The 24,493-nt window shown below is 63.5% G+C and carries 10 protein-coding genes and 1 tRNA gene; all 11 read left to right on the top strand.

All coding sequences use genetic code 11. The features are described 5' to 3' along the window. Positions 1 to 114: 114 nt before the first annotated feature. The 11 genes from V5E97_RS11595 (at position 115) to V5E97_RS11545 (ending at position 24,401) form a co-directional block, all read left to right on the top strand. A complete protein-coding gene (locus tag V5E97_RS11595) occupies positions 115 to 417 on the top strand; it encodes a hypothetical protein (protein WP_406699480.1) in 303 nt (100 codons plus the stop codon). A gap of 363 nt (positions 418 to 780) precedes the next feature. Beyond that, a tRNA-Gln gene (locus V5E97_RS11590) sits at positions 781 to 851 on the top strand. A gap of 204 nt (positions 852 to 1,055) precedes the next feature. Beyond that, the gene (locus V5E97_RS11585) at positions 1,056 to 2,282 is read left to right on the top strand and encodes a tyrosine-type recombinase/integrase (RefSeq protein WP_406699479.1); all 1,227 of its coding nucleotides are present in this window, start codon (positions 1,056 to 1,058) and stop codon (positions 2,280 to 2,282) included. A 257-nt stretch (positions 2,283 to 2,539) separates the two neighbouring features. Then, the gene (locus V5E97_RS11580; RefSeq protein ID WP_406699478.1) at positions 2,540 to 3,823 is read left to right on the top strand and encodes a hypothetical protein; all 1,284 of its coding nucleotides are present in this window, start codon (positions 2,540 to 2,542) and stop codon (positions 3,821 to 3,823) included. A gap of 291 nt (positions 3,824 to 4,114) precedes the next feature. Then, positions 4,115 to 6,019 carry a hypothetical protein gene (locus V5E97_RS11575; RefSeq protein ID WP_406699477.1) on the top strand — a complete coding sequence of 635 codons (1,905 nt, stop codon included), beginning with the start codon at positions 4,115 to 4,117 and terminating at the stop codon, positions 6,017 to 6,019. 362 nt (positions 6,020 to 6,381) lie between these two features. Further along, on the top strand, positions 6,382 to 6,732 hold the full coding sequence (locus V5E97_RS11570) for a helix-turn-helix domain-containing protein (RefSeq protein ID WP_406699476.1): 351 nt from the start codon (positions 6,382 to 6,384) through the stop codon (positions 6,730 to 6,732). A 154-nt stretch (positions 6,733 to 6,886) separates the two neighbouring features. Further along, positions 6,887 to 7,366 carry a hypothetical protein gene (locus V5E97_RS11565; RefSeq protein ID WP_406699475.1) on the top strand — a complete coding sequence of 160 codons (480 nt, stop codon included), beginning with the start codon at positions 6,887 to 6,889 and terminating at the stop codon, positions 7,364 to 7,366. A 41-nt stretch (positions 7,367 to 7,407) separates the two neighbouring features. Next, positions 7,408 to 8,292: a primase/helicase family protein gene (locus V5E97_RS11560; protein WP_406699474.1), complete on the top strand. Its 885-nt coding sequence runs from the start codon at positions 7,408 to 7,410 to the stop codon at positions 8,290 to 8,292. Continuing rightward, complete coding sequence (locus V5E97_RS11555) at positions 8,282 to 10,042, top strand: DNA primase family protein (RefSeq protein WP_406699473.1); 1,761 nt, start codon at positions 8,282 to 8,284, stop codon at positions 10,040 to 10,042. The genes V5E97_RS11560 and V5E97_RS11555 overlap by 11 nt, the downstream gene beginning before the upstream one ends. 3,684 nt (positions 10,043 to 13,726) lie before the next feature. After that, entirely contained in the window at positions 13,727 to 19,207 is a 5,481-nt protein-coding gene (locus tag V5E97_RS11550) for a RecQ family ATP-dependent DNA helicase (RefSeq protein ID WP_406699472.1), read from the top strand. Then, a complete protein-coding gene (locus V5E97_RS11545; protein ID WP_406699471.1) occupies positions 19,194 to 24,401 on the top strand; it encodes a sacsin N-terminal ATP-binding-like domain-containing protein in 5,208 nt (1,735 codons plus the stop codon). Before V5E97_RS11550 ends, V5E97_RS11545 begins: the two co-directional genes overlap by 14 nt. Positions 24,402 to 24,493 lie beyond the last annotated feature (92 nt).

The raw sequence follows: 24,493 nt of genomic DNA, 5'->3' as shown, positions 1-24,493 counted from the left end.
AGCGTGCGAACGCGCTCACTGGCATGGGCATCGACCGCCGCAGTGACCATCGAAAACCCGTGCCTGGATCCCAACCGGCCCCAAACTCGATCCAGTTGGGCGAACACGTCCGGGGTGTTCGTCGACCAAAAGGTGATCCAGACCACCCTGCCCCGCAACCCGACCAGGACAATCGGCTGTGCCGTGGTTGCGTCGAGCAACCGAAGCGGGGGCACAGTCGTTCCCACAGTCGGTGGTTCGACCGCCGTTTCGCTGCCAAACCGCAGCCAGACGGTCCAAGCCAGCGCCAAGCTCGTCACCAGCGCCATGACCGCGCTCGGCCAGTCGAACCCGTTTCCCTCCCGTTCACTTGTCACGCGGCCCTGCCCCTCCTCTCGCCTCAAGTCGATCGCTGACCTGGTCCGAGTTGCCGAATAAGGCCCCCCGGCTGAGATTCGCTCACCTCTCAATACCTCGGAATTCCCCAGAAGAGGAGTCGACTCACCCAACCTCGAGCCACCGAGCGTACCACCGTTTCGCAAACGGCGTAAGACCTCGCGAGATCCGTCCCCCAACCCAGGCCCACTCGCCAGTGACCATCGTCCCTGGTTCCAGAGTCCGAGAACTGGAGCCAGAGACGATGGCCATGAGTCATGAAGTCGACCCGCGTCATCAATGCCTCATGGACTCCCCCATGCCCCCTTCAAAAATGAATTAGCGATCAACCTGCCCTTGCATCGCACGATGGGACTCGTTAAGATCATCTCTCATTCGCCGCAAGGGACAAATCATCCCGGTGAGTGGGGATTAGTGTAACGGTAGCACGACTGCCTCTGGAGCAGTTAGTCTAGGTTCGAATCCTAGATCCCCAGTTCTCTTTTCTCTCCTCAGATTCTGCCACAAACCCCTCCCTAATCGCGACTTACACAAACACTCTCGCCTCGACGATTCCCCCATACCCTCACATTGGTGCCTCATAAGTGCCTCAACGGGCACTCCTGTGGTATCATGTTGCGATCGCGCCGAGGCACCGGTACCTCGGCCTCCTGGTAGTCCGAATCCTGCGTGGCGAGCCGATGGCGAATCTCGGCGTGAAGGGCGGCATCTACGTCGCCCGCTTCCGATACCAAGGCAAGGAATACAAGAAGTCGCTCAAGACGACGAGCCTGGTCGACGCCAAGGCGGCCATGCATGCCATCGAGCAAACAATTCACCGACTGACTACCGGGATGATTCAGGTCGCCGATGGCGTCGACCCCGGCGACTTCGTCCTGAGCGGCGGTACGGCCAGGCTCCCGGCCGCGAAGAGGAAAGAGGCCCCAGCGGTCGCCGCCCTGATCGACGACTACCTTGCCCACCAGTCGCACATCGCGTCGAGCTACCTGGCCACGCAAACCACCCACCTGCGAAACTTTCGAAAGCACCTGGGCGTCCGCGTCGGGCTGCCCTGCGATCGGATCGTCCGGCGCGACCTCGAGCAGTACCTCCAGGCCCGCCTCAAGGAACGGACGGCCGAAACGGTGGGCAAGGAGCGGTTCACACTCGTCAAGCTCTTCGAGTGGGCCGTGGCGCACGAGTACATTGAGGCCTCGCCCGCCGTCGCCTTAACCACGATCAAGGGCGATGCCGACAAGAAGGCATTCCGCACCGTCGCCGAGATCGACGCAATCCTCGAACGGGGTGGACTCAGCGAGACCGAAGCCGCGGAACTCTGGGACTGCCTCTACCTGACACCGCCCGAAATCGGCGACTTGCTCGTCCTGGTCCGAACACGGGCGAGCAAGGACTACGCTCCCCTGCTCCACGCCATCCCGGCCTATACGGGAATGCGCCGCGGCGAGATCCTGCGACTCCGATGGTCGGACGTCGAGATCGACCAGGACTCGATCATCGCCCGGAGCAGGAAGCAGTCCCGGCAAAAGTCTGAGACGGCTCGGCGGATCGATCTGCACCCGGAGTTGAAGGTCCTGCTCCTGGACTGGCGCGGGACGCGACCCCGGGGACAGTTCGTGATCTGCGAGCGTGAGGCGGACGGACCCATCACGGAGAAGACCGCGACACGCTACTTCTGCCAACCGCTGCGCGGCACTCCCTGGTGCCTGAGCAGCAAGAAACGATGGTTCAAGGTCGGCTTCCACACATACCGACACTCTTTCGCGTCCAACCTGGCGGCCCGAGGAGTCGATCAACGAATCATTGATGAGTGGATGGGACATCAAACCGAGTCAATGCGCAAGCGATATCGCCACCTGTTTCCCAAGGAGCGCAGATCGGCGATGAACTCATTCTCGTTCACCAACTGAGGTAGCGATCAGAGGTCATTTCAAGCTTCGACGGGCCGAAAAAAAACCAGGCAGACCCAGCTGCTGGCGCCAACCTTTCTCCATGATCTCGAGCCCGTCGCGAGGCGGGCGACCGCTTCGAGAACCGAGAGTGGCTCGCCCTGATCGTTGAGGATTTGGAAATCCTGACTCTAACGGATTGCAGGTAATTGAAGTGCCGGGTATCCGGTCAGCGACATCTTCGTCATCCTTTTCTTACCACGGAAGAGGACCTGAAGATGGACGCTCGACCGAAGACCCGGCGGCTCAATCGTGAACGAAACCCTCAATCGCCGCAAGCGACGCGCGGCGCCAAGCAGATCGTCATTCCCATGAGCCGTCGGCTCTATGACGAGATCTGGCACGATCCCGCCCGCCTGCGGGCTGCCGTCGACGGCTGGGCCCACTCGGCCCCGGAGCTGTTCCCACCGGGCTTCGACCGGGGCTATCGCCTGCACGGGTTCGGCCGCGAGTCCCGCAAGCTTCCCGGGCTGAAGCTGCGGAAGATCGTCACCGACGACGGCTCTTCCTACTGGCTCCGCCCCGGCTTCATCGTCGGCTACATGGCCGGGACCGTCGATGAGTTGGCCTATCCCTTGCTGCTCGCGGCCCATGGCGTCCCCCCCTGGCTGTTGAAGATCGGCTTCGGTCACAGCGAGATGTACTGGCATCGTGTCGTCGAACGGTTGGGTCGGAGCAGCCTGGTGGGGACCACCGTCCGCGACGCGGCCCGATTGCCCACGCATCTGGCGGCGGACGAGCATCACGCCGACTGGGCCGGCCAGAAGGGCTACGTCGCAACGACCGTGGGGGGTGGCTGTGTCCTGGGGGTCGCGCTGACGGCCTCGGCCGATGACGCCCATCTCCGGGAGGCCTACGGCGTCTTCGCGGCCGAGGCGCACGAGGTCGAACCCGATTACGCCCCCGAGACGGTCAACACCGACGGCTGGGCGGCGACACGGAATGCGTTCCAAGCGTGCTTTCCTGGGATCACGGTGGTCCTCTGTTTCTTGCACGGGTTCCTGAAGATCCGCAACCGCTGTCGCCAGGCCCACGAGCTGCACCGTAAGGTGTGGGAGATCTACCGGGCCGCGACCGCGGAGGAGTTCCGCCGCCGGATGGGCGAGTTTCAGCAGTGGTGTGCCACTCAAACGTGGACCGCCCCGGTGCGCGAGATGGTGACGAAGCTGGTGAACAAGACGGAGTCCTACGCGGTGGCTTACGACCATCCGGGATGCCACCGCACGAGCAACGCGATCGATCGGCCGATGAACCGGCTGTGTCGGCTGATGTACGCGGGCCGGGGCCTACATGGCCATCAGGAATCGTCCGAGTTGCGGCTGCGGGGCTGGGCGTTGCTGGCGAACTTCCGGCCGTACGCGCCGCGGGGTAAGTTCCCTCGGGCTTTCGAGAGTCCCGCCCATCGGCTCAACGGCAAGCGTTACCATGAACACTGGCTCCTCAACCTGATGGTCTCCACCTCGCGAATGGGTCTCAGAGATCCGAAACCTGCAATCCGGTAGAGTGAGGAGAAATCACAGGTGAGTGTGTCAAGATTGGGGCGATTCGCCCGGGGCCGAGACCTCGCGAAGGCGAAGGGAGTTCCGAAGTTGACACGGGGCGAGATAGTCTCTTTGATCCGGCTTCGGATGCCGTCGAGGTGCTAACGAGTCGTGCTCTGGTCCTTGAACTTCATATTATATCATGAGGCACGATTAATACGACCAATCTTTCATTAATCCGCCGGATTGTTCGTGTTCCCCAAGTTGGCCAGGGAAAGGGTAAGGGCGTGGAGTCCAACGGGAGATGAGAAAATGGAAATTCGTGCCTGGACTGGAGAACGTCTCGATCGAGAAGAGTTTGCGCTTGCGGTCTCTGCCGACAATACCACGGACGCGAGCCACGCTAAACCGGTGATCGCCTCAGCCAGTTCCGAAACGCACTGCTGTATGATCCCACCCGAGCGATTCAGCGAATTCCTTGCCGTTCATCGTGGCCTTGTGCTGATCTGCCATGATGCCCCCTCGCTCGCCCTGGCCGTGGACGCTTTCTTCCGCCAACTCGATGACGCTGCCGGATACGAAGCCTTCCGGGAGTTTTCTCGTTGGTGCCGCCTGCACGACGTCCGGTTGCTGGACCAACTCGTCCAGATTGCCGGGGACGGAGTCCATCCCGTCCCTCGAAAGCTTGCCGAACTGGTGACCCTCGACTCGAGCAGTCGAGCCGGCGATGGAGCTGAGGAGTCGCGGATTGCTCAAGAGGATATGGGCACCGCGAGGGACATCATCGACCGGCGACTCATTCTGGATACCGCCCTCAACGCCGCTGCAGCCCTCCAAGCCTATCGGGATCTGAGGAAGAAGGCCGATGCGATTATCCACGAGGGCCAAGTCCCAACCGAGACAGTCGAGCGATACGGCCCGCTCGCCGTCGGACTCCAGACACAAGGGGCGATCGCACTCCATCAAGCCAGTCGTAACGGACTGCTGAGCCATGTCGAGGCCCATGATCTCGAGTCCTCCTGGTCTCAAGTACTCAAGGCCGCATCGGACATCCTTCTACGGAACCAGGCGATTCGGCTCCCTTTCGACCTGGAAGGTAATTTGATCGCGATCAAGCGCAACGGCCACCTTTCCTACTCCGACTCGAGGATGCATAGGTGGCTCCATCGCATGAGCGATACGATCCTCGATATCGAGCGAGTGGCGATGGCTCGCCCGAAAACGATCCAAAATGAACTGGTTCTGGACTACGGCGTCTGGGCGGAGCACGCTCGATGCGATCCCTCGCTCAGGGCCTGGTTTGATCTGTCCGCCGCCGCAGATTTGAAGAGGTGCTTGACGAGGGCGTCGAGTGGACACTCTCGACAGCTCAACCCCAACTACGAGGTCGTCCCCAGGATCAGGTCGATTCGACCCCACCTCGAAGCGGTGGCACGCTTCGAGACGATCCAGACCTTCGGCCCGGCCGGCGGTGGCTCATTGATCGTCGGAACGCTGACGGACCTGGAGCTCCGCTGCCTCGCGGAACTCTCCGAACGCCAATTCGGTTCTTCCTATCTGGCAGGTCTCTTCAGGGATGGCATCGATCCCTCCCTCGTCGCCGCTTCCGACTGGTGCGGATTCGGTCGGGACTGGCGAAGTTTGATTGGGTTTCGGGAGGAGTACCCGGAAGCGTTCGGGAACGCCATGATGAGGGCCCGCGTCTTCCTCCCGGCGACGGTCCACGCCGTGGCGGCCCCCATACCAATGAGGATTCTCTCGCAGACAACCCACCTCGTGATCGACGGATTCCAGGCCCAGGGGTACATCCGTGTGTTGAGGACGAAGGTCTTCCCGGAAATCGCCGAGCTTTACTCTGTGGAAACTGTGGCGAATCCATCCGGCCGCATCCGCCGGGAGATGCCCTCTCGGGTCCAGGCATGGTCCGCCGCTTGCCTCGACCTGGCCGACGACGTGATGAAGGCGATCCTCTTCACCCTGTTCGACGCGGGCTACGATCTCGCCGGCTGCACGCAGAATCAGTTCGTACTCGAGGTCCGGAGGGGCATGGCGACGGGATCGGAGGGACAATCCGAACTGATCCCGAGGATTAACGACCTGGTGAAGGTCGCGGGTCGACGTCTCCTGGAGCATGTTCCGATCTCATGCAAGGTCGTCCCCGCGGAATCCTGGCGACCCGAGAAGTCCCCGGACCTGCCGGATATCGAGAAAATGTAGATTGCTGTATCGTTGACCGACTACCCCACTCGCCCTATACTGCTCCTGAGCAGGCAGAAGTCCCCGGGTGGGGACGAGGTTTACCGGACCGTTGCCTGCGGCCGATGACGGCCAGCGTCCTCGGCGTTTCCTCTTACTAAGCCGGTTGTTGTTCGGGACGGGCTGATCGACTCAGCCTGCGACCGTCTGCGCCAACCTTTGGCGACCAATAGCCAACCGGCGTCTCTTCTCTCTACCCTCGCGGCCGATTGATCCGCCCGATCCCGCTGACACCTTGGGACGCCAAGCGTGCTCCCCCTTCGCGTTCATCGCGTGAGAGAGCAGTTCGGCCTCTCCCAATCGTTTCCGGGAGATGTGCATCAATGAGCCGACATACCGAACCCTTCACGGTTCCCGATGTGAGCACCGGCGGAATTACCGTCGAGATCACACATGACCTCGTCCCGATGATTCGCAAGCTCCAGGTCGCCGTGGATGAAATCCGGGCGCAACTTGGCGGGATGCGGAAGGACTATTACACGGTCGAAGAGGTGGCGAGAGCAACCGGACGATCCAGCTACACCATTCGATCGTGGGTCCGTGCTGGTCGGATCCGGGCCATCCGGGTCGAGGGCACTGGTCCTCGCGGCCGCTTGCTCATCGCCCGCGAAGAGATGGAGAGGCTGGTCTACTCGGGATTGGCGGGCCAGGTCTCGGCCGCCGTTGTCAAGTAAAGACATTGCCATGCCCTTCGTTATGGCATTCGCTATCGCGTTCCTTGCAGAGGAGCTCGAGCGAATCGTCGTCGGATCCTGAACCTCCTCACGAACACCTCATTTGAGGTCTACGGTGGCAAGGAATCGAGCAAGTCGCGGACTCCGAGATCGAATGCGACGCGAGCGGGCCGCCTCCGCCACGGCCCCGCCCGCGGTGACCATCGCTCGCGAGTACCAGCGGCTCTACCTCGACAGGCCGTGCGACGAGGTGCTCGAATTCCTGGCGACCATCCGACACGTCCTCCGGGACGACGGGAAGTACGGCCATCGGGTCCATCGCATGACCGAGCCTCTCTGGGAGTGCTACATCAGGTTAGGTCCTTCGTCCTGCCTCGCAGGGCTCGAACCTGCCCTTATCCTCCCACCTACGAACCACTCGAGGGACCGGTGTCCCTCCAAAGGAGGCCACGAAACGGCCTCCTCTCTACCGACCCGCACACATGGCGTCTGGCTCGTGACCCCAGACGCCGGGTTCTTCCAAGAAACGATCGCATGGAAAGGGATTCGGCAACCATGCCCTGCAGCAACAGACTCGCATGCGAACATGGACCAGCTCCCCCGCTTCGGCCGCGGGATGAACTCCTGCACCTAACTCCCCTAGCTCGGGTGCTCTCTCGGCTCGACGAACTGGGGTTGGAATATCAGAAGACCGACCGCGGGTACGCCGGCCAGTGTCCGAAGCATCGCGGCGATCTCGGCAGGTTCAATTTCGAGATCGAGGAACTAGGCCAACCTGAACCGTCCCTGGGTGGGAGCGACCACCCGGCCGGGACGGTCTTGCTTCATTGTCAGGCCTATGGACATGTGCCCGACGGATGCACTCAGGAAGCCGTGATCCAGTCGCTCGGGCTCCTGCCTCGCGACCTGTTCCCAGGCGCCGCCGGTGGAGCTGCCGATTGGCCCTCACTGGTCGCACAGTTCGAAAACGCGATGCCTTTGGATCGCCTGGAACAACTGGCGAAGGCGCTCGGTCTCCCTGCCGAGGCGCTGATCCGATTCCACGTCGGTTGGCGTGCCCACGACAAGAAGATGGAAGGGGACCGGATCGTCAAGGCGCAGTGCTGGACGATTCCGATGCGCGACGGCCAAGGAAAAATCACGGGGATCAACCGCCGCTACGCGAATGGCGAGAAGCGGACCATGCGGGGTGGAAGCAAGGGCGTTTTCCTGCCCGACGGCTGGCGGGAACTCTCGGGGCCAATCCTCATCCCCGAGGGCTTCAGCGACGCAGCCGCCTTGGTGGCCATCGGAGCGTGCGGCTTCGGCCGACCCGATGTCGGATCCGGCGAACAAATCCTCGCCCAGTTGCTGGCCCACGACCGCCGAGAGGTGGTGATCGTCGGCGAGCGCGATCAGAAGCCCAATGGTTCGTGGCCAGGGCGTGACGGGGCGATCGAGTTGGCCCGTCGGCTGTCCGGCTCGTTGGGCCGGCCGGTGCGCCCGATCCTCCCCCCTGAGGGCTACAAAGATATGCGTGAGTTCATTATTGCTACGTGGAGAGCCGCCCATGCCGAATGATAATAGCCGGGAGGACGGCGCCAGCGGCGGGGGCGGAACTCTCCACCCGCCGAGCCGGAACGGCTTCAATCGGCTGTCCGGTGAGATGGCCCCGCCGCCTCAAGACAATGTCGTAGGGCCGCTCCGTCGGATGCCCCCGCCGGTTCGCGAAGGTGTGGTTCGGCCGCCACTTGAGATCGCCAACCCAGATAATTCGGCTGTCATCTTGCAGCTGAATGAATTGATCCAGGGGGCCGAAGTTGTTCATCCGGATGTCAGGGACGATGGGGCCGAGGCGGGGCCGAATGCGCTTCCCACGATCCATGAGGCGAATGACGACCCGCACCGGTTGGCCCGGCTCTTCCGCGAGCGGCAGTTCCACCATGTCGACGGAGCGACCCTGGTCCACCAGGGAGGTGAGTTCCTGGGTTGGGACGGGAGCCGCTACAAAGTCGTCCCCGATATTAAGGTGGACTTGAACGCGTCCATCCGCGCCGAGTTCGAGCGGATCAACCGTCAGGCGATCGTTGATCGCGGTGCTCCGCATATCCCGAAGGTCCAGAAATTCGGGACACGCTTGGTGAACGACGCCCTACAAGCCTTGGCTTCGATCACGAACATCCCGCACGACCAGCATCGCCCTTCCTGGCTGGGAGCGGCCGAATTTCCCGCGGCCGAGGTCTTGGCGTGCCGAAATGCGCTCCTCCACCTGCCAAGCCTGCTCGAAGAGCGCGATGGCCTGCTCGAAGAACCTGATGGCCTGCTCGAACCGACGCCTCGTTTTTTCTCGACCCACGCCCTCCCCTATAATCTCGATCCGACCGCACCACGTCCCGCGGAATGGCTGCGGTTCTTGAACCAGCTCTGGCCGGAGGATCCACGAGCGATCGAGGCTCTCCAAGAGTGGTTTGGGTATTGTTTGACGTCCGACACATCGCTCCAGAAGATCCTGATGATCGTGGGGCCGTCCCGCTCGGGTAAGGGCACGATCGCGCGAGTCCTCCGTGGCCTGATCGGCCCGGACAGCTTCGTCGGATCGACCCTGGCGAGCCTGGCGACGAACTTCGGCGTCGAACCACTGATCGACAAGATGGTGGCGGTCTTCCCGGATGCCCGGATTTCGGGCCGGCCGGACTACGGCATGGTCGTGGAGCGACTGCTTTCCATCTCCGGCGAGGACCATCTGACCATCGACCGCAAGCACCGGCTCGCCTGGAGCGGCCGACTCCCGACCAGACTGTTGTTCTTGACCAATGAACTTCCAAGGCTCCGGGACTCGAGTACTGCTCTTGCGGGACGGTTCATCATCCTCCGCTTGACCCATAACTTCGTAGGCCGCGAGGACCGCGGATTGACCGATCGGCTCCTCGAAGAGCTTCCGGGCATCCTGCTATGGGCCATCGAAGGTTGGGCTCGGCTCAATACCCGGGGTCGTTTCGACCCACCGCCGAGCGGCGACGACTTGACGCGAGAACTGGCGAACCTCAGCAGCCCCATGCGCCAGTTCCTGGACGAGACGTGCGTGGTGGAGACAGGTCAGTGGGTCCCCGTCGACGTGCTTTGGGGACTCTGGCAGCAATGGTGCCAGGATCAGGGACGGGACTTCACCGGTGACAAGACATCATTTGGTCGCGACCTGAGAACGGTGGTTCCCGATCTCGAGAATACGTCTCGCCGTGACCGAGGACGACAGGTCCGCGTCTACCTGGGCCTCCGACTCCGCTCAACTCCGCGTCAACCTGGGCCTCCGGCTATGGACCCAGGGTCCTAGCCTCCCTGCCACGAAGTAGAGTCCGAAAATCGGGGCGACCTCTTTACTGTTTACCCGGAAGGGTACCAGCGGAAGAGGTCGCCCCATCCGTTGTCGTAAGTCTTGCCAGTTTGCGATCGGCGCCCATGAGCAGCCGTCCTCCAAGGCGTTGCCCCAGTCGGACTCTGGCGTGGTGCCAAGTCCGTCGTGCTCGAACGGTCCTGGCCGGCGCCGCGGGGCAGTGGATCGTGGCCATCGCCTCCCACCTGGAGCGAAACGTCGGCGCGGTGCGACGCACCGGCCAGAGTTATTGCGACGGGGGGGGCCGGGCGTCCTCGATGAACCTCGTCGTCCGGGCGGGATTATCCCTCTCCAGCGACTCCAGATCGTTGAACTCGACTGCTTGGAGCTGGACGCCTTGGGGCTGCACATCACCCACGGGTCGAGCGGAGATCTGGCCCGACTGGCCGTCGTTGACGGCATCGTGAAGACGGGCAACCCTCGGCCCCCCGTCTGATCCACGACCGGGTCGACTTGCGGCCACCCCGCATGTGCTACTGGTGGACGACCCGCCTCGACCCGCTGTCCAAGACCCGCCTCGACCCGCTGTCCAAGACCCGCGAGGAGAAGCTCCCCTGACGCGACGGGAAGGCCGGGCGGCGGCTATGAAGTGTCACCGGTCGTCTGCGCCGATGAGATGCCCAACCTTTAATCGCCGGAGTGTCGACCGATCCGACGGTCGATCACGGGTTCGATCGAGCAGCGGGAGTTCGACTTCGTCCGGCAAGGTATCGCGAACCCCCTTGCCTTCCTGGTCGTCCACATTGGGCGTATGCGGGCCGTGGTCCTGGAGCAGAGCGAATCCCAACCCGGCCCTGGAGTTCCGCCGCAGGCACGGCCTCCTTCGGGGTGTCTCCCTGATCCGCGACGGAGGGCCGGGCCACATCGCCGCGGCGACGGCGGACTACTTCGCCGATTCGGCCTGCCCGCTCTTCCTGGCCACGGGGTGCTCCGGGACGAAGAGCCTGCGGCGTTTCAGGCGCTTCGAGCGGAGCAGCAGGAGGAGAACTCGAAGTAACTTACTGTCCTTATTTGCTTTACGTTCAGCGATTCAGGCGCTTCAGGTTATTTCCGAGCTATAGAGAACTCCAATGCTAATGGTAGCTAGAGAGTCTTAAGAGGGGGCTTGTACTAGAGGCTCGCAGTGGTTTGGAACCTGAAGCGCCTGAAGCGCCTCGATCGGGCATCACCCTCCCGGCGTGACCGGAGGAGCGGCTCGACCATTTCGATGACCAGGCAACGGCGATCCTTGCGGAACCCTTGCCGGCGGCCGCGGCCGCGGTGACGGTGGAGTGGGGACGGGGCTGGCCTTTGAGTTTTCTGTTGGGGGGATCCCCGGCGATGGTCCGAGGCCCCGGGCCGAGGCGACACCGATAGGGAAGACGAGCCGAGATGCGGGCCGATAGTAAAGCAGTCTCGTGAGGAGGGGGAACCGCCGGTACATCGCGGGCCTCATCAAGCGCGAGGAGGTCATCGGGGCCTGACTCTGATCGGGTGTCTGTCTGGCGTGACAACCGCCACCGTCCCGCTCGGGCCGGCCTCCATTTCTTCAAGGCTCGTTAGTCTGGGGAGTCCAGGGCGGTGGAGAAAATAGCTCGAGCCTTGATAGCAACTCACGGCGGAGGAACCTGGCTACACGGCTGCAGACGAACGGGAGTTGCGGTCCGCACTCGGGTCAGGTCACCCACGGTTCGGGGTGCCGGTTGCGGCCGTCGGCAAGTCAAACATGACGGCTCTGGTCACGTGGTATCCCGGCTGCTCGATGGGCCCGGGCGGGTGGCCGTCGTTCGCCCCGCCCGGTCGCGTTGTCCGGAACCGTGGCCTTACGGCTACCGAGTTCTTCAGCGGATTGGGGGCATTGGCGTGGCTGCGGACGTGGTCAGACCACGATGAGCATGTTGACCAAGCTGGAGCCGTAGCGGAGCAAGACAGTCGTGAAGGCGTCGCGGTTCATCGTTCGAGCTCATAAGCTCGCGAATGGCATGGTCCCAAGGCGCATGGATCACACGAGCCGTCCTTCGAATGTAGACCCTTCCCCTTAGCCAAGCCTCTGCGGCTCAAGTAAGTGGCCTGCCTTCAAGGATTCGACCCACCGACTTTGCGTCCGGTCGTTCACGGCGGATCGGCGGTTGCCGATGTCGATGATCGATCTGGGACATGAGCCACCCGGCTGACCATGAGCCGATCACGGGGAGAGCCCGTCGATTGTGGTATCGGGACGTCGTCGCACTTATTCCCGGATGCCGCCCTGGACCAACGATCCTGAATCAACATAAATGAGGCGTTCATGCTGTCCCTCCGGATCAGCGGCGATAGATTTCGGCTCCTCCATTGAGGCGAATCCTGGGGACTTGAAGTCGCGCGGAACCGATAAGTAGCTGCCGATCGAGCCGCCGAGGCACGATATAAACATTCGGATGCCATCAGGCTGGATCCTGCAAGATGATGCCGGACTTGTTCCTGCCATAGAGTCGAGGCGGCGGTCTTTCGGGATCTAATATAAGGCCACGGGCGAATTCCTCAATGATCACGGACTCTGGTCGTCGAAGCTGCTCCGGGGACTTCGGTCGTTACGGTTCACTGACGCAGCTGGCGATCCTGCTCCCCGAACGACAATTTCATACACCGCCGGATTATCAAAACAGCGTGTGTTCGAGCGTGTGTTCGAGCGTGGTAGAGGCTACGATCCTTTGCGCCGTTCAGGCCTCGATCCCTTGATGGCTTGACGTCCGCCGCAGAGCCCGAGGATCACGCCAGGGCCCTCACGACCGCCTGGCTGCCCCTCCCGCGGAGAATCCCAGGCGAAGGTGCGCTTACCGCCGCCCTGGTTCAGGGGCAGCCGCGACCCGTCGAACGACCGGCCTGTGAGCCTGCTGGGCACGGCCTTTATTGGCCCCAGCCCGATCCTCCCTGGTTCGATCGACACCGTCGGTCCACTCGAATCGCTGTCGATCCCGACGGGCAGTTCGACATCGAATCGAAGAACGGTATTGCCCGTGGTTCACGACCGTTGTGAACGCGACTTTGATGGAGCGGAAGCCGGTCTCATTTTGTTTGACGTGAAACAAAAAAATCCCGTTCCGCGCCGACTGCTCGACGCGTCTTGGCCATGGTTCGTACACCCATGGACGACTACACCGCCGGTGGGACTGACGATGGCCGCTTCCCTTCGGAAGCGTTTGGCGACCGAGCACGGGCGAGGATGCCGTGGTAGGTCGCAGTCACGACCGTCACTGAGTTGGCTGCCTCGGTCCTCCATCCGAGACCGATCGGGAAACAGGAAAAACGATATGCAGGAGATCGAGTTGGCGCCATCTCAACCGCAACGAAGGATCGAATGAGATTGGCTTGAGGAAGTCAGTGGATTGCGACTTCACGAATGGAGCGTTCGCCGAGGCTGCCCCCCCGAGGGGAAAATCGCGAAGGGAAATTCCGCTGAATAGAGCTCCCCGCGCGATCGAGGGGCACCCTTTGATTCGCTGAATCTCATCAAGCGAGATGCATCGGGCCTGGTTATGGCCTAGACCTTGTGCAGAGTGATCTCCGCTCAGGCGTCGATCGAGTTCCCGGACTGGTCAAGCTGCCGGGCCAACGGGGCCGGTGGTTTCGGCCGTTGCAATGCCCCACAAGGAGCAGCGAGCCAGCATGACGACCGCGTTGGAGGCGGAGGTCGTCGAGGTCATGAAAGACCTCGATGGGGCCGTGCACATTGCCCAGATTCAACGTGGGTTACGAAATCGGGGTGGGCGGCCCGTCTCCGAGGACCTGCTCCTTCGGCTTTGTCGACAAAGTCCCCGATTGCGCGAGGTGGCATCGGGCCGGTTTGCGTTACTCGCCCACCTCACCGAGGAGATGCTTGCGCCAACGGACAGCCCCCCATGCGACGAACCCGAAACCGGCCTCCCGCTGGTCGGTTTGAGTGCGGTCCGGGGCCGGAGCTACGTCACCTTCGATCTGGAGACGACCGGGACCGATCCCGTCGAGGACGCGATCATCCAGATCGGGGCCGTGCGGATCGATCAGGGTGAGGTCACAGGGATTTTCTTCGAGCCGGTCCACCCGGGTGACCGGACCATTCCGACTTCGCTCCGCCAGGTGCTCAAGATCGAGCTCGACGGGCCGATGGATCGACTCATCCGCCATGCGGAGCCCTGGGAGGTGGTCTGGCCCCGGTTCCGCGAGTTCGTCGGGGACCGGCCGCTCGTTGCCCACAATGCTCACCAACTCGACCTTCCGTTCCTCCAGAGCCGCGGGCTTGGGCCCGATCACCCGGTCCTCGACTCGCTGGAACTCGCGTGGCTGGTATTGCCCCATCTCGATCGGCACTCGCTCGAGTCGCTGGCCGAGATGATGGGCTTCGCCGAGGGAAGTCCGGAGGTCCTCGCACTGATCGAGAGCGAGACTCGGGTCACGGGCACCGGGCACCACAACGCCGTCTACGATGCGGCCGTGTTACAGGTAGTGCTCGTCCGGCTCCTCGAGCGTCTCGACGACCTCCTCGACGACGATCGGCGGGGTCCCGGCCTCCGGGCGCTACTGGCGGACATGCTCGGCGAGGTCCCGTCAGGGATCGACGAGGAGGGACTCGCGGCGATTCTCGTCCCGCGTGGTTTCCCCGAGGACCACGAGCGGCCCTCGGCGGGCCGCATTTTCAGCGGATCGGAGGAGGCGACCCGCGGGGCATTCGAGGGCCATGTTCGAACGAGCGGCCGACACATGCGGCCTGGCCAGGTTGAGATGGTCAGGCTGGTGGCGAAAACGTTGAATGAGGGAGGCGTTCGCGTGATCGAGGCACCGACGGGAACCGGAAAGTCGCTCGGCCTGGCATTTCCGGCGGTCCGACATGCATTGGCGACGGGACATCGGGTTCTGCTCTCGACGCACACGCGCCACCTTCAGGACCAGCTCGAGGACGACCTCGCCGGGTTGCGTCGCGATGGAGGGGTGGCCTTCCGGTACGCCGTGCTCAAGGGCCGAGGCAACTATCTTTGCGTCCGTGCTCTGGCCCGGCTCGCGTACGACACCGTCGCCGCGGGTCCTGACCCCTCCAGCCGTGCCACGCGTTACATGTTGGCCTGCCTGATCGGCTGGGCAGCCCACCAGGCGAGCGAGGGACTTGAAGGGGATCTGGAGTCGGTGCCGTTCGGGCTGCGAGAACGGTTCGCCTCAGCGCAACGGACGGTTGCGGCGGTCCGCGGTGAGCGGGGACGGTGCGACTCCGACCTCTGCCGAGGGACACGCGGCTGCTTCCGCGCCCAGGCCCGGGCGAAGGCGACTGCGGCCGACGTCGTGGTCATCAACCACGCGCTCTGGCTCTCACCCGCGGCCGACGACTTCCCCGAGTTTGCCGGCGTCTTGCTCGACGAGGCGCACGAACTCGAGGATGCCGCGACCTCGGCCTGGAGCGAGGAGGTCTCGAGGGCGGGCCTCGCCACCCTGCTGGCCGAAATCCTTGCTCCCGGTGACCGCGAGGGCCTCCTGCCGCGCGTCCTCAGGCGGACTGGGCCGGACGGCGGCGTACGCGACGCCGCCAGGGGCGCATTCGGAGCCGTGCGACAGGCACGGGCAGAAGTCATCGCGTTCGGCCGGGGGTTGGCCGCGTTCCTCCTCCACGTCGGGTTTGATCCCCGCCGCGATCACGGCGCTACCTGTCGGATCCGCGCCGATGGGCGTCGCGAGTATCCGACGCGCTGGACCTCGCTCGACCGCAGTTGGCGACTGCTCGACGCCGCACTGGACGAAGTCGAGCGGCGGTTACGAACCCTCGCCGCGGCGATCGACCACGAGCCGACCGAAGGCCTTGGCGAGGCCGAACCCCTCCTGCTGGCCGACCGCGTCCGCGAACTCCGTCGCACGCTGGCCGCTCCGTTCGGACGTCAAGAGCCGGCCTGGGTCGTCTGGTTCGAAGCCCAGGCCCGTCCCGAGGACGACAAGCTGGAACGACCGACCTGGGCGATCCGGCGTGCCCCGGTCCACGTTGCCGAGCGAATTGCTGACCGATTCGACACATCGGGTGGCATTGTCCTGACCTCGGCGACCCTGACCACCCGCGGCGGCGAATATGGCTTTTTCCTGGGCCGGCTTGGACTCGACCGGACTGTAGACGTGGAGCATCTGCACACACTCCCAGGTGCCTTCGACGGGCGCAACGCTTTGTTTCTGATCCCGCGCTATCTCCAGCATGCCCCCCGTGGCGCGAGCCTGCCGTTCTTCACTCGCGAGTTGGCCGCGGAGTTGGACACCCTGTTCGACTTTACTCGCGGCCGCGGGCTGGCGCTCTTCACCGCGCGGAAGCGGCTGGAAGAGGTCGCGACACACCTCGAGGAAACTCTGACACCCACCGGCATCGAGGTCCTCGTTCAGCGTCCCGGATTCTCGAAACGCCACCTACGCGAGCACTTTCGCGATGGCGAGCACTCGGTGCTTCTCGGCCTCAAGTCATTCTGGCAGGGGGTCGACGTCCCGGGGCCGTCCTGTTCGTTGGTCGTGATGGAGAAGCTGCCGTTTCCGCCCTACGGCGACCCGGTCGTGGATGCACGCCGCGAGGCGGTCGCCGCCAGGGGTGGCTCGGAGTTCGAGGACTACCTGCTGCCACTCGCACTGCTGGGGTTGAAGCAAGGCTTCGGCCGACTGCTTCGCTCGCCCGAGGACCGTGGTGCCGTCTTCCTGATGGATCGCCGGATCCATGAGCGGACCTACAAGGCCGACATCCTGAGGACCCTCCCGGGGCCTGCCCGGGCCCCGGCCTCCGAGATCTCACGATGTGACACCTATCGGGCCATCGCTGCACACCTGCCCGATCTGTTCGCCGGCCGGGACTTACCTTCGCTTCTGGCGGCGCTCCCCGCCGAACTCCTCTCCGAGATTGCCCGCGAAGTCGAGCGATGGGACCTCCCCCTGGCCTTGACCGATGCCCAGTACGACGAACAGCGGCCGGCGATCCTCGAGTTCCTGCGCCGAGTCTTCGGCCACGAGGGATTCCGGCTGGCCGAACAGGAAGAGATCGTCCGCGCCGTCTTGATGGGGCGGGACGTCCTCGGGCTGCTGCCGACAGGCTCGGGCAAGTCGCTGACGTTCCAACTCCCGGCGCTCTTACGCCGGGGCCTGACGCTGGTGATTTCCCCGTTGATTGCCCTGATGCGCGACCAGGTGGAAAAGCTCCGCGCCCTGCAGCTCGACATGGTGGACTCCCTGACCAGTCACCAGGACGCCGGCGAGCGCGAAGATGTGCTCCGTCGTGCGAAAGCAGGCCGATTGCGACTCCTTTACGTCAGCCCGGAACGGCTGCGCGACCCCCAACTCCTGGCGGCGCTCGAGGGATGCCAACTCGCCCAGCTGGTGGTCGACGAGGCCCACTGCATCTCGATGTGGGGCCCGACGTTTCGGCCCGATTACGTCGGCATCGCACCAATGGTCACCGCGCTGGCCCGCCGCCCGGCGATCGTGGCGCTGACCGCAACCGCCACGCCCGAGATTCAGGGCGACATCGAACGTCGTCTTGAGATGCGCGATCCGGTCATCATCCGAGGCGACTTTGACCGCCCGGAGATTACCTACATCGTCTACAACGCCCGGAGCCGGCCGTTCCGCGTCAAGAACCAGAACGACAAGTTTCGGATCGTCTACCTGCTGGCCCGCACGGCCGAGCGTCGGGGCGAGGTGATGATCGTCTACACCGCCACCACGCGCCGGGCCGAGGAGGTTGCCGGCAAGCTCGCCGCGCTGGGACTCTCGGCCCGCGCCTATCACGGGAAGATGGAGGCCGAGGAGCGGGCGGAGACGCAGGAGCTCTTCCTCGACGACCACATCCGCATCGTGGTCGCCACCAAAGCGTTCGGCATGGGGATTGACAAGCCCGATGTTCGCTATGTGATCCACTATGACGTGCCCGGCGACCTGGAATCCTATCTTCAGGAAACGGGTCGAGCCGGTCGGGACGGGCGCCCCGCCTGGGCCGTCATGCTCTTCCGCGAGGCCGATCGCAAGACGCAGGCCTACTTCATCGAGGCGCTGCGGATGGAGCCGGGCCGTGTCGAAAGGATTCTGGCTCGACTCCGCCCACTCGTTGCATCGCTCGAGCCCTTCGAATTGGGAGAACTCGCCGCGGAGACGGATGCCGACGAGTTATTCCTCCGGATCCTCCTCTTTCGCCTCGAGGAGTCGGGTTGGATCCGTCGTGAAACCGACGTCGTCACTCAGGCCTCGCTCGTCGTCCTGGCCGAGCCGGGCGAACTCCGCGAAGAGTTCGCTCGAGATCCGGAGGAGACCGGCGTCAGTTCGGCCCGAGTCCTCACCGCACTGGAAGCGATCCCGGCCTACCGGCGCGAGACCGTCGAGGTCCCTCGTTGGGCCGCGGAGATCGGCGTCGAGGCCGAGCAACTGGACCGAATCCTGGCGAGTCTCGCCGTGCGCGGCCACGTGAACTACCGGCCATTCGGACGCGCGTTGCGGTTCTCACCCGGACCGCACTTCGGTGCGACCCCCCCGCGTCTTCGGGCTGGCGATCCCCTGATCGACGGCAAATACGACAAACTCGACCAGATGCTGGCCTACGCGCGTTCGACCACGGGATGCCGCCGCCGGACGCTGCTCGAGTACCTGGGCCAAGCCATGCCCCTCGCCATGTCCGGTTGTGGGAGCTGCGACGCTTGCGGTGCGACGGGCGATGTCCCGTGGAAGGACGAGCGATTGGCCGATGTCCCCAACCCGTCCCTCCTGTTCGATCCGGAGCGGGTCGCTCTCGAATTGATCGAGGCGAACGTCGCCCGCGCTCGCGAGGAGAATCGCGCGCCCCTGAGCCGTCAGACGCTCCGGTCGATCCTGCTCGGCAATGCCTACGGGGTCCTCCGTCACGTCCGCGAGCCCTACCTTAGGGATTGGAAGGACCGCCGCCTCCGTTCCTTCCGTCAGTGGGGGCTGCTCGCCTCTTTACCGGGCCGAGGTGTCGCTATCGAGACACTCTTCGATCGCCTTGTTGGACTCGGCTGGGCGACGAACCAGAGCTTTGAGGGGGCCGATGCCGCGATGACCTACACTTATCTCGGCCTGACCGACATGGGGCTGCACCACGTGCTGTCGTCCACGACGACCGACTCTGATCTGAGGAACTCGAATGACACCGATTGAAGCCCGCGCTTGTATCGAACGCTTGGCCCGCCGCTATCACGATCGGCGAGAGCGCGATCCCGAGCTTTATCAAAGTTATACCGACATGCTTAAAATGCTGTCGGAGGAGATTTATAGCCAGGATTCGCATTTCGTCTACGAGTTAATCCAGAACGCGGAAGATAATTCCTACCCCGAGGGTTTGGGTGATCGGTTCGTCCATTTCGTCCTGGATGGCCACGACATAGTCGTCAGGAATAATGAAACTGGATTCAGCCCGGCGAACGTGGAGGCCATCTGTGCGGTGGCCCGGTCGACCAAGGTCGACCGGACGCGGGGTTACGTGGGCGAGAAGGGGATCGGGTTCAAGAGCGTCTTCAAGGTGACCGCCAGGCCCCAGGTCTACTCTGGCGCGTTTCATTTCCAGTTCGACGACGAATCGTTCGTCGTACCCTCGTGGTGCGAGCCGGCAGCCGGCCTGTCGATCGACCCGGCGACGACCACGATCGTCCTTCCACTCCGACCGGCGCTCCGCGACGACCTTGAGCATTCCCTCTGGTCGGACTTTCGCGAGCTGCCCGGCGAGACGTTGCTCTTCCTCAAGACGTTGAATCGGATCGTCGTCGAGGACCGAGTCAGCGGCGCAGTCCGTCGACTCCAGCGATCCGCCAGCCAGAACGGCGTGATCCAGATCGTCGATGGCGACAAGACGACAGGCTGGTTGGTCCATCGCCACGACGCTCAAGTTCCGGCCGACTTGGTGGAGAAGAAGCGACAGGGCGTCCAGGTCCGGGAGCTCGTCTTCGCATTTCACGCCGATGAGCACGGCCATTGCCTTCGGCTCAGCGATGCGTTCATTTATGCGTTTCTGCCTACGGGTCTCAAGCCCGGACTCCCCTTTCTCGTTCAGGCCGATTTCCTGACGACCGCCAACCGCGAGTCGATCCACGGTGACTCGGCCTGGAACAAGTGGCTCCGAGACCAACTCCCCCCCGCGTACCTCGCGGCCGTGAAGCATGGCGTCCGAACGAGCGAGTCATTTCGGCTCTCGTTCCTGCAAACCTTGCCATTACCCGACGAGATCAGCACGGGGTTCTTCAAGCCCGTCGCGAATCGAATTCTGGCGGCGATCGCGCGTGAACCCGTCTTTCCCGGTGAATCCGGTCGACTCCGTCCCCTCGGAGAGGTCTTCCGGGCCGACGAGAGGCTGCGTCGGCTCTTTCCCCCTTCGGCCCTGGCCGAGTTGCTCGGGTCCGACGTCGAGTATCTCGACTTCCGCTTCCAGGTCCCCGCGGCCGTGGCCCAGTGGCTGGACATCCCCGACGCTCAAACCCTCCTTGGCTCGTTGCTCGCCCGGCACGACTGGCTCTCCGGACGCGATGACGATTGGTTCATCGATCTGTACGGCTACCTCAACGATTACCCGGATCTCTTCGACGAGGACACGCTCAAGTCGCTTCCGATCATCCGCCTCGAAGGGGGCCGCCTCGTTGCCGCCGGGGAGGAGACGGTCTATCTCCCTCCATCGGAAGAGCGTGTCGTGGAGTCTTACGGCCTGAAGCGGTTCACGTTCCGGATCGTTTCGCATGCGATCATCCGGCGCAATCCATCCCCGCGGAAGGAGGAGGAGAAGCGGCTCAACCACCGGACCCAGGCCGCCCGGACGTTTCTCCTCGAACGGCTGGAAATCAAGCACCACCGTCCTCTCGAGATCGTCTGGAATCAGGTTCTCCCCTATCTGGAGGATCAGACCTACGAGTCGATCGAGGGGCTCCAGGCCGACTTCGGACTCTTGCTGTACATCAAGGAACACTGGTCTCAGATCCAGAAGGATGCAGATGAGACCGAGATGGACGTCACCGCCGCCTTCCGCAGTCTTCCCGTACCTGCTTCAGGACCGCGAAAGAAACGCACAGTCAAGGGTGTCCGCGAGGCCTATCTCCCCGCCGAGCTCGGGGGTAACCCGACTTTCGCTCGGCTTTTTCAAGGTGTCCCCGACGTCTGGTTCATCGACGCCGATTTGCTGGTCGAGTGGGACGGCACAAGGAAGAAACGAGAGCGCAAACTCAAGGAATGGCAGGGCTTCCTGACGGATCTTGGCGCACCGCGCAGCCTGCAACTCATCCGTCGATCGTGGCTCCTTCCTCAGGAATTTGAGGTCAAGATTCCGGATGTCTTCGGCCCGTCCGACAAGCTGACCAAGGTCACGAACTATTTGAAGATTGCTGACCTGATCAAGCTGTTCGAGTATCTGGCGGACAAGGTCAAGTCGACACGCGACGATCGAGGACGGCTCCTCCTGAAACTACTCGACGGTCAGTGGGGGGAGTGGGAAACCCGCTTCGGAGGGACCGCCGCAGCCAAGGCTCCGCTCTGGTGGCAATCGACTTACCATCACTATTCGAAGTGGAAGCGGAGCGGCCGCGAAGATACCAAGGTCCTCCCCTGCGAGTTCGTCCAGTTGCTGCATTCCGAGGCCTGGGTCCCGGTGCGTGGGGATGGACAACCTCGGCGTCCGGACGACGTCTGGCTCAGCAACGATGACGGGGGCCTTGGTTTCTCGTCAGGTCGCTGCCTCGCGATCCCGCTGGAGAACGAAGGACTGATCCAGGCACTCGGCCTGCGGATCCGCCTCTCAGTCGATGAGTTGCTCGTCGAACTGGACGCTCGTATCGAGCGTGGCGATTTCAACCTCAATGGCTATCGGGAACTCTACGGCCTTCTTGCGACCGCGTGGCAGGAGGAAGGCCACGGAGCCAGCCTGATCGCGAAGTTCAAGTCCTCCCGTTTTATCTTTCTGCCGCATCGTCCCGAATTCCCGTTCGCGGCGTCCGATGACCTGGTCTGGAAGGCTCCCAAGGGCCGCATCCCGCGCGGAACTCCCGCGATCGAACCCTTCTATCCCTCTCTCAAAGATTTCTTTCTGAGGCTGGAGGTTGCCGAGCAGGCGACGCCGAAATTCGCGATCGAGACCTTGAGGCAAGTCGCCCAGATTTACGACAACGAGGAATTCGCCTTCACCCAGTCTCTGGAGCGGGCCCGGATCTGGGAGGCGTACCTCACGCTCACGGAGGCCGACTTCGCACGTGACGGGGGCTCCGAGGCGCTCCAGGATTTCTTGGAGGAAGGGTCGCTCCTCGGCCACGACTTTGAATTCTATTCCTGCGCCGAGCTGGTGGCACCGGACGATCACGAACTGACCGCACTGTTCCGCAAGGAAGGTGCGGCGACGTTCCTCTGGCTCCCGGAGGGCCACGCCGAGCCCGAGGTTGCCCGCGCCGTCGCTCACCTCTTCGGCTTGCCCCGGGTGAGCGAGGCCCCACGTTCCGTCACGTTCGACGAGGTCGCCGCCGGTCCTGCCTGCGTCCGGATCGCCAGCCGGTTCCAAGCAATCCGGCGTGACCTCCTCGGCTACATCCGCAGGGTGGCGCGTTCGCGATTCGATGCGCTGGTCGAATCGGGCCAGGCCACGGCCCTGGCGGGGGCGCCGATCCGCTTTGCCAGCTCGATCCGGGTCCGGTATACGCTCGGCGAGCGAACGATCACCGACCCGAGAGAACCCGCGCTCGCCATCGACGCCGAGGGGATCGTCCTCCGCGCCGACCGCTGCGAGACGCTGCTCGACCTCGGGAACGACCTGGAATCCGTGCTCGGCGTCCCGGGACTCGCCTACGCCTTCTACACATTGATCACCGTCCCCAACGAGCAGAGGGCCGCCCATGCCGAGCGGCAAGGCTATCTCGTGCCGGAGGATGAGTGGAACCACCTCCACAACGGGCCAGCCCATCCGGTCGTCGAGGAGTTGCCCGATGATTCCGAGGAGGGTGGCACCGTCACCTCGAACCCGGAGCCGGCCGAGGACAAGACGCACGAATCGGACAGGCCTGGTGCCGGACGATCTTCTGACCCGGCTGAACGCGCCCCCGGCGATGCGCGCTCGAACGGGAGACGACGCGGGACGGATCCAGTCCGGAACAACGGCGAGGACATCGACGACGGGTCTCCGGTTCCGGACAAGGGCCTTCGGCCGAGATCGGGTCGCCCAAGAGAGTGGACACCTCCGGCGGTGGGCCTCGCGTATCGTGGGCCGACGCGTTTTCGCTCACCGAGGGGGAGCAACGCCCGACTCACCGAGCGGCTTGGGACTGCCCCCCGGCGTCGCGAGGTCCAGGAATACCTGGAAGGCTGCGAGGAGCCGCCTGCTCCGATTTCAGAGAGTGATGAAGCGATCTCGAACCGGATCCGGACCGCGCTCTACGCGGTCAACCTGGAGCACGGGTTCCTCCGATTTGCCCCCGCCGATCTCCGCCTCTTCGAGCCCGAGTGGCCGGCGGAGTTCGAGCTCATCGACGACGACGGTGAGCGAGTCCTGGTGGCCATCGACTACCGGGCGGGCATCGTCCACGGCAAAGGTCTGACCGCCTTCCTCGAGGCCCGCCACGATTGGCCCTACGGAACGGTGCTCTCGCTCGATGCGACGAGTGATCCCTGGTGCTACCATCTCCATGCGGAGTTCCTGGAAGAGCCGATCGACATCGGCACCGTCGAGTTCTTCGACTTCGACGACGACGGTTTTCCCGTGGTCCTGACCTGCCATCCCAAGCCGTTCACCGTGGCATTCGACGAGAAGGTCTACCGGCAGGAGCGGCGGTGGGAGAACCGGAGGGCCTATAACACACTTGTGGCGGCCCGGGGGACTGGGGTCCTGACCGAGGTCTACGAAACGCTGGAAGACTCCACGGCCCCAGCGACCGCGGCCGAGATCCACCGCAGCCTCTTGAAGAGCGGACGTCCCTGCTCGTACTTCTCGGTGCTCGCAACGCTCTACGGTTTTGCCTGCTTCGAGCCGACGGATGATCGTCGCTGGCGGCTGGTCCCGGACGAAGCGTCCGAATTGCGGGCCGGCTATCGTGCTCTGCTCGTAGTCGATTCGACCTCGGTGCCCGATCCCGATCGCCCGTCGCCTGACGACACGTGGAACGCGGAGAGCGCACCGGCGCGATGTCCGCTCGAACCTCACGAGGTGACGCAACTCACGGAGAAGCTCGAGATGCTGGCCCAGCCCGATCCGAGCCTCTGGCACGATGCGATCGATGACCTCATCGAGGAATTGAGCGAGCTCAAGGTTATTTATCGGCTAGGTAAGGTCATTGAGCCGGTCGCTGGAGCGCCGTCGGAGAAAGGATTTGTTGATAGGCCCTGCTTGAGAAATTGAACCTGAATGGCCTGGGGTGTTGAGCGGAAGTGGCCGGTCGGGAAGACACGTTGTGTCCCACCACTTCCGTTGGTTCGCAAGCATTGCGAAGT

Source organism: Singulisphaera photorubra (genome assembly GCF_045290345.1).
In the GTDB taxonomy this organism is placed as follows: Bacteria; Planctomycetota; Planctomycetia; order Isosphaerales; family Isosphaeraceae; genus Singulisphaera.
Note: the sequence above shows the minus strand (reverse complement) of the source record. Positions and strands in the feature narration are given on the sequence as shown.